Raw genomic sequence first — 8,098 nt, 5'->3', positions numbered from 1 at the left:
TCGCCACGGGTATCGCCATTATAAGTCGAATCCAGAGGTTTGCAAATCGTGTCCCTTCCTCTCGAAATGTACCCGATCCAAGAACCACCGAAAAGTGGTCACTCGGCATGTTTGGGAAGACAGCAAGGATTGGGTACGTCAAAACCGATTGAGTAAAGCAGGCAAGAAACTCTACAAAAAGAGAAAAGAAACAATTGAGCGAAGCTTCGCGGATGCTAAACAGCTCCATGGGTTTCGCTATTGCCGTTTGCGGGGATTGCGCAACGTGATGGAACAAGCGTTGATGACCGCAGCGGTGCAAAACATGAAAAAGATTGCCCTCCACCTTGCAAAGCAAGGCTGAGGGCACAGAATACCAAAATGGAAAAGCGTTTCGTGTAAAAATCTACGTAACAAAAAGAGAAACCTCAAAATGCTTGGGGTTTCTCGACAAACTGAGGGGCAAAATGCCCCCTCCTTTATATACCTGAAGGATCGATTGTTGTTCTTTGGTCTGTTTTCACTTTGCTTCCGTTTTTGTAGATATCGGACAGAACCACTTGTTGAATATAGCTTGGGGAATTAATGTACACCGGTTCTACCGAAACAGTTGATGTAGCCCATGTCCATGAATTAGATGTAGAATTGTCTTTCCAAGTAGGTGTCCACGGGTTGCTTGGTGCTCCTGTATTTATATCTACAGAATTACCGCAATAGTTGGTACCAAAAACGTCGAGAATTATTCTTGCGTTTTTTACTGTGTAGGCGGTAGATGATCTTGTCCACCAAGTGGTTAGTGAAGTGGATTTATACAAGCTTCCAACGTTACCAGGAGGAGCATTGTAAACGTTCATATAGGCATCTAAGTATTGCCTCACAGAGTAGTTATCGTATTGGCTTGAAGTTGTCACATGGGCTGTGTGATCATATCCACTACCATAATCACAGGTAGCAGCAGTGCTAAATTCTCCAGCAGAATCATATAGGGGGCTTGTCTGTTTTGAGCCATCTTTCGGGAATATCCGGAAGATCTCAATTTTTTCAACTTTTGTTTTTTTGTTTTCAAGCTTTTTTAATTCGTCATAAGTTTTTTAGTTTCCTCGTTCTTTTGGATTTCCTCATCTGTCAACTGAACATAGTCATATCCTTCCGGTACGATGTCTTCAATGGTAGGTGGATTTTCTTGTACAGCGACACCATTTCCACCAGAGTTCGGAGATTCTGCAAATGCAGAAGCACCAGTTAACGAAATTATGACTGACAAGAAGAATGGGACAAGTTTCTTCAACATCAAGATCCCTCCTCCTTTTTACTATAATTTAAATAATATTATAATATTTGGTAATAGAGAAGGGACTAAAGAACCGTTTTCCAAATAGTGGTAGTACCAATGACACAAGGGGCAAACGTTTAAAGAAATTGGTAATACACCTGAAGAAGTTCCTAAAATAATGGGGTACTTGAACAAAACTTGACTCAAAGCCTGTCTTCAAGTTGATGTTCCGGGTTTATGACCTCCAGAGTCACCACGTTCCGATTTCAAATTATAATCGGAACTTCCCTAAATCGTTGTGTGCAGCATTTTTGAGATGATAATTGCGATGTTCACATACATTTTTGCTTCGTGATAGCAACGTTGAGTTTGGGCCGACTTTTTGCTTCGTCTCAAAAACGTTCGTTTTTGAGACGGTTTTTGGTGAGTGTCCAAAGTTAGATTTTATGGCCTATATATCGTATAGAAACACATCTCAAAAACAAAATATCAATACTGACAATTCTTAAGACTTATGAGACAATCGGGCAATATCGCAAGTAACTGGAGGTCTGTATGCTCGTTGGGTATGCCAGGGTGTCTACTCAGGATCAAAATGTTCATCTTCAAAAAGATGCACTCATAGCAGCAGGATGTTCAAAAATCTACGAAGATGTGGCAAGTGGCGCAAAATCATCAAGAGCCGGATTAGAGGAAGCTCTCGGATATCTGCGGGAAGGAGATACTCTGGTGGTCTGGAAATTAGATCGGTTAGGTCGGTCACTCAAACATCTTATTGAGGTAGTCAATGACATCCATGAAAGAAAAATAGGATTTAAAAGTCTTCAGGAAAACATTGATACAACAACACCCGGTGGAAAGCTTATTTTCCATGTATTTGGAGCCCTTGCCGAGTTTGAGCGGGAAATCATTCGTGAAAGGACAAATGCTGGGTTACGGGCCGCAAGAGCCCGCGGGCGCCAAGGTGGCAGACCTAAAGCAATGGATGATAAAAAAGTAGCGATGGCCAAAGCGCTGCTGGACAAACCCGATCATTCTGTACAGGATATTTGTGAAATGCTTGGTGTATCAAGAGCAACGCTTTACCGACACATAAAATCATCACCGGATAAAGGGTGAAACCATGTCAAAACGAGCTAGAGAATTGCTTACACCAGAACAACGCTTAGAATTCATGTCCATTCCGGATCAGATCACTGAGTACGAACTAGGAAGTTACTACACGCTTTCTCCACATGATGTCGAAGTAATCAAGCGTCATCGGAGAGATCATAACAAACTGGGATTTGCTTTACAGCTCTGCTTGCTTAGATACCCAGGCTGGACATTATCGGATGTTCATCACATACCTGATTGCGTTTTGAACTACATCGCAAAGCAATTAAACATCGATGCACAAGAAATTAGTTTATATGCTGGGCGGGAACAGACAAAGCACGAACATCTTGACGAAATTAGGCGGGAGTACGGCTTTCGAAACTTTACCATTCGTGAATATCGTGAAATATCACAAACATTAGTGCGGCTTGCAATGGAAAATGGGGATGCTATTTATCTGATCCGCAAAGCAATTGACCAGTTACAAAAAGGGAAAATCATCTTGCCCGCAATGACCACGATTGAGCGCATGGTATGGGAAAGTCGGCGGCGAGCAGAAGAACAGATATTCAAACTACTCCTGTTAACGCTAACCAAGGAACAAATTGAAAAGTTAGACCAAATCATATCTTTGATGCCAGAAAGTGGTATAACTTATCTAGCATGGCTTCGTGAAATACCAGGAACCTACTCACCAGACTCCTTTCTGAAAGTAATTGAAAAACTGGATTACATCCGAAACCTGCAATTGCAGATTGATACAAAGGGCATTCATCCGAATCGCTTACGGCAGCTTTCCAAAATTGGCTCCAGATACGAACCGCACTCTTTCCGACGATTTCACGATCCTAAAAAATATGCAATCCTTGTAGTCTCCTTACTGGATTTAATTCAGGATTTGACCGATCAGGCATTCGAGATTCATGATCGGCAGATCATGTCCTTGCTGTCCAAAGGGAGAAAAGCTCAGGAAGAGCTTCAGAAACAAAGCGGTAAGTCCATCAACGAAAAGGTTGTTCATTTTGCGGATCTTGGTGCTGCTCTCATTCGGGCTAAAAAAGAGGGAATTGATCCTTTTGTAGCGTTGGAGACTGTGATGCCCTGGGAACAGCTTGTCGCATCCGTAGAAGAAGCAAAACACTTGGCACGCCCACTTGATTTTGACTATTTAGACTTGCTAGAAAAGAAGTTTTATACGCTTCGCAAGTATACTCCAACCTTGTTAAAATCACTGGAGTTTCGTTCTACGAAATCGGCGGAACCTTTAATGCGGGCCATTGATACACTCCGGGAGATGAATGAATCAGGCAAACGAAAAATACCGGAGGGTGCACCGCTTGATTTCGTCTCAAATCGTTGGCAAAAGCACGTCTATGACGATGACGGTACGATCAACCGGCATTATTACGAGATGGCCGTGTTGACGGAGCTCCGGAATTACGTTCGGTCTGGAGACGTCTCAATTGTGGGAAGCCGTCAGCACAAAGATTTTGATGAATACCTAGTCCCCACAGAAGAATGGAGTCACTTGCAACCCCATAACACCAAGCTGACCGTGAGTTTTTCCGCAAATGAATACCTGGAAGAGCGGACTGAATCTTTGTTCAAGCGTCTAGACTGGATATCGGCCAACATAAACGATCTGGATGGCGTAAACTTTGAAAACGGCAAACTGCATATTGACCGATTAGAAAGAAATGTCCCTGACGATGCCAGAGAATTCAGCCAGTCTCTTTATGAGCTGCTCCCACGAATAAAATTAACCGATATACTGATGGAAGTGGCTCACTGGACAGGATTTCATGAACAATTCGTACACGCTTCGACAAACCGGATACCCACTCAAGAAGAAACTGCTATTCTCATGGCCGCGCTTATGGCAATGGGAACGAACATTGGATTGACGAAAATGGCGGAAGCCACAACTGGTATTTCGTATCGCCAAATGGCCAACGCTGCACAATGGCGGCTTTACGAGGATGCAATGAATAAAGCTCAGGCTGTACTCGTCAATTTCCATCATAAGTTAGCACTGTCGTCTTACTGGGGGGACGGAACCACGTCCTCCTCAGACGGGATGCGTGTTCAAATTGGCGTTGAGGCCCTCCATGCTGATGCCAATCCTCATTACGGCTCTGGTAAAGGAGCAACGATTTACCGATTCGTGAGTGATCAGTTTTCCAGCTTTTACTCCAAGGTAATTAATACGAACGCACGTGATGCTGTCCACGTTATTGACGGACTCTTACATCATGAGACAGATCTGATGCTCGAGGAACACTACACTGATACAGCAGGTTACACGGATCAGGTTTTTGGTTTGACGCACCTGTTGGGCTTTCGTTTTGCTCCACGGCTGCGTGATCTGGCCGATTCCAAACTATATACGATTGGAAAAGGGAACGACTTTCCAAAGCTGGAGAACCTGTTGCGCGGTCAAATCAATACAAAGATCATTAAAGAAAACTATGATGACGTGCTACGCTTGGCCCATTCGATCCGGAACGGAACAGTATCCGCCTCACTTATCATGGGAAAACTCGGTTCCTATGCACGTCAAAACCGACTAGCCACAGCGTTGCGCGAAATGGGACGTATCGAAAAGACCATTTTTGTTCTGGATTACATATCGAGTGAAGCTTTGCGCCGTCGTATCCATCGCGGATTGAATAAAGGAGAAGCCATGAACGCCTTAGCACGAGCCATCTTCTTTGGCAAACAAGGGGAGTTACGGGAACGTGCGTTGCAAGATCAGCTCCAACGCGCCAGTGCTCTAAACATTCTGATTAACGCTATCAGTGTATGGAATACAGTGTATCTGGCGAAAGCAGCGGAACATCAAAAGGAGAGTAGCACGTTACGTGAAGAGCTTCTCCATCATATTGCCCCACTCGGATGGGAACACATCAATTTCTTGGGCGAATACAAGTTTAACCTAAATCAGCCAGGAACCCTTCAGTCATTACGGCCACTTCGTAAGTAAAACAGAAAGCCGGTATTCCTTAGCGTAGGAAAAACCGGCTTTTTCATGGTAAAAAATGTATTGGCGTGGGTTTTACGTCATTTCGTTAGCGGGCGCTGATTCAGCCATATTCTGGTCATGAAAGTCGTAAATCGCTTGAGGTATATTCAAAGCTGGCAATCACCGTGCACAATTCGAGTATAACGAGGTTATCAATAAGTTTCCCGTATAATCTTCTGCTACTTTGCGGGTGGTGTCAGCTACGCTGGTACTCCCCCATTATGGAAGCTTCAAAGTGCACTTATTTTAATATTATAAATATTTAAATTTTAGTATTTGACAAAAAAAGACAAACACCAACGGTATTGTTTGGTATAATTTCTACGAAAATATCTTAAGGAGGAAAAAATGTGAGAAAATGGATTTTGGGTCTGGTTCTCTTATTGTCACTTAGCACCATTGTCAATGCAGACTATACTAACTCAGATGCATTTTGGGCAGGCGGGGGGTACGAGAATACTTCAACTTATAATAATATAGAGTATTGGGTAGAAGGTGAAGCAGAGTCTAAGTATGGTACATATATAAATGACGCAATTTCTGATTACTCTTCTATTTCGGGAGTAGACTTTGGGTTTTCAGAAGGCGATGATTTTTTCAATTCTGATCTTTATATTTTAGTTACGGAGGAAAATGACATCTATCATGGAATGGGGGGAGTCATGGTTCCTTGTGACTGGAGTGGGGGGAATTGTAACGAAGTAGGTACTAATACTAGGTGGGACGCAGCCGGAATATTTATATTTGATGACTATATGAATAGTAATAACTATTCTTCAAACGAACGAAATAAGGTAATAGTTCATGAATTTGGACATCTTTATGCATTGCGACACCAAACTCAAGCCAACTCTGTTATGTATCCTGAGAGAACTACAATAACAAGCCCTACATCGCTTGATATCAGTAATTTACAATGGAAATATTAATATGAGGTGATTAATAGTAATGAAAAAGACTAGATATTGGAAATTAACAATTTCATTAGCTTTATTTTTGGGATTAATGGTTCTCGCAACAAATGTAAATTTCGTAGAAGCGAAGAAAGATGACAGTATCATAACGATTGATGCACTCGTGGATACTTACAGTGATCTAGAAACACTAGAAAAAGACACTCCAGTCATTGTTCAGGCGATATTTACGGGAGATAGAACGTCAGTTCCAATGGATCTCAAAGAAGGAAGATTGTTTCGAACTGAGTCTGTTGTAGAGATTAAAAAAGTAATTAAAGGCGAACTAGAAAAAAAAGATAAAATAGTAGTATACGAGCCTGGTATTTTGCGCGATGATAATACTTATGTAAATATCGCTGGGTATAATCTAATGAATGAGAAGGGTAAGTATACTTTGTTCTTAACACCTGTAAAAAATAAAGAGGGGTATGCCATCATCGGGTTGTATCAAGGGAAGTATGATAATACCATAGCTGGAAATGGTTCTAAAAGTAAAAGAATATCAGAGAAAGAAGACTTAATTGATGTCGATCTTTTTGGAGAAAACGAACAACATTTTAATGAATTGAAAGAACAGGTAATGAAAAAATACAAATGGGAATAAAAATATATAAAAGATCCGATGGAAAACCATCGGATCTTTTATATCATGAATAAATTAAATTTAATATTATTTATCTAAATATGTAACATTTTGTAACTACTGACCGTCTTAAAAGTAATACTGCTCGTTAAAAATATGGGAGGCGAACATTATGAAGATGGGGGTACTTCTTGTAATTTTTACGTTTCTTTTTGGAAACATCCCAGATCAAAAACAGGATATTTCAAATGAGATTGAAACGTGTGTAAATAAATTAGCAGAGTACGATGGAATGTTAATGTGGAACAATATTACTTATAGCAAAAATTATGTTTCAGATACTAAAGGATTGATTCGAGATAAAAAAATTGGGGAAGTCAAGTTTACAATGTCTGGTATGGTGTGTCCAGGATACAAAATGAAGAATGGTGATGCAACTATTGAACAAGTTGGAACCCCAATTTATAGTGTAAAAGGTTATTCGGAGCAGTTTAGATTATTCATTGGTGATAACCTATATGAAGTAAACGATAATCCTCATGCAAAAACTATAGGTGATTTGTATGATATCAGAGGAAAAGTTTCGAAGGTCACACTAGAAAGTATTGAAGACAATTCTTATATAAAGGATTTTACTAAGGATGCTTCAGAACAGTTCGTAGAGGAACTTCTTAAGCTAAAATATGTTGGATTTCAAGAAGTTTATAAAGAAACAGGATTAAACGGGAATAAATTTTTTATTAGGATTTACCTCTCCGATAATTCTTCGTTATTAATTTCCTATTGGAGCGATGAAAACATCATAACTCCAGGGGCGATTACAAATGAGGCTTTTAAAACAATCGTACTGAGCCAAATTAATAATTGATCAAAGAGAAGTTTCCCTAAAAGAGGCTGTTCAAAAAGTACCAATTCAGCTTGAAGGCCATAGCATAACCAGCCAACAGGGATTCCAAAGATAGAAATGAAAGGGTTAAGGTTGTATGCCATAACCTTACGAGTCTGTAAAATAGTTTGTGTAAACTCCAAAACCTACAAAACCTATAACTTTGTTGGCGGTACCCCAATTAGAAGTGAAGCCGCAATTTTCCGCGTAATTGCAACCAATACATACGAATGACAATATCGAAAAGGCAATGTAAGGCTCCTTGGGTAACCAAGGGGTCTTTCGTATTATCAGGTCAGCC

7 protein-coding genes are annotated in these 8,098 nt (G+C 40.7%); 6 read left to right on the top strand and 1 reads right to left on the bottom strand.

What is annotated here, in order from left to right; all coding sequences use genetic code 11:
• The coding region (locus tag EDM59_RS30755) for a transposase (RefSeq protein WP_183193083.1) at window positions 1–343 on the top strand (343 nt) is incomplete at its 5' end.
• A gap of 708 nt (window positions 344–1,051) precedes the next feature.
• On the opposite strand, the gene EDM59_RS30750 is transcribed toward EDM59_RS30755, so the two are convergent.
• Window positions 1,052–1,270, bottom strand: a complete 219-nt coding sequence (locus EDM59_RS30750; protein ID WP_122927072.1) for a hypothetical protein — start codon at window positions 1,268–1,270, stop codon at window positions 1,052–1,054.
• A 537-nt stretch (window positions 1,271–1,807) separates the two neighbouring features.
• Between EDM59_RS30750 and EDM59_RS30745 the strand changes: the two genes are divergently transcribed.
• From EDM59_RS30745 to EDM59_RS30720, 5 genes are all read left to right on the top strand, one after another.
• Window positions 1,808–2,371 carry a recombinase family protein gene (locus tag EDM59_RS30745; protein WP_122927071.1) on the top strand — a complete coding sequence of 188 codons (564 nt, stop codon included), beginning with the start codon at window positions 1,808–1,810 and terminating at the stop codon, window positions 2,369–2,371.
• Window positions 2,372–2,375: 4 nt separating this feature from the next.
• Complete coding sequence (locus EDM59_RS30740) at window positions 2,376–5,333, top strand: Tn3 family transposase (protein WP_122927070.1); 2,958 nt, start codon at window positions 2,376–2,378, stop codon at window positions 5,331–5,333.
• A 389-nt stretch (window positions 5,334–5,722) separates the two neighbouring features.
• On the top strand, window positions 5,723–6,301 hold the full coding sequence (locus EDM59_RS30730) for a matrixin family metalloprotease (protein WP_122927069.1): 579 nt from the start codon (window positions 5,723–5,725) through the stop codon (window positions 6,299–6,301).
• 19 nt (window positions 6,302–6,320) lie between these two features.
• Window positions 6,321–6,932, top strand: coding sequence for a hypothetical protein (locus tag EDM59_RS30725; protein ID WP_122927068.1), 612 nt, complete (start codon window positions 6,321–6,323; stop codon window positions 6,930–6,932).
• A gap of 151 nt (window positions 6,933–7,083) precedes the next feature.
• A complete protein-coding gene (locus EDM59_RS30720) occupies window positions 7,084–7,779 on the top strand; it encodes a hypothetical protein (protein ID WP_122927067.1) in 696 nt (231 codons plus the stop codon).
• Window positions 7,780–8,098 lie beyond the last annotated feature (319 nt).

Source organism: Brevibacillus nitrificans (assembly GCF_003710965.1).
GTDB lineage: Bacteria > Bacillota > Bacilli > Brevibacillales > Brevibacillaceae > Brevibacillus > Brevibacillus centrosporus.
The sequence above is the reverse complement of the archived record's forward strand: the minus strand, read 5'-3'. Positions and strand labels throughout refer to the sequence as shown.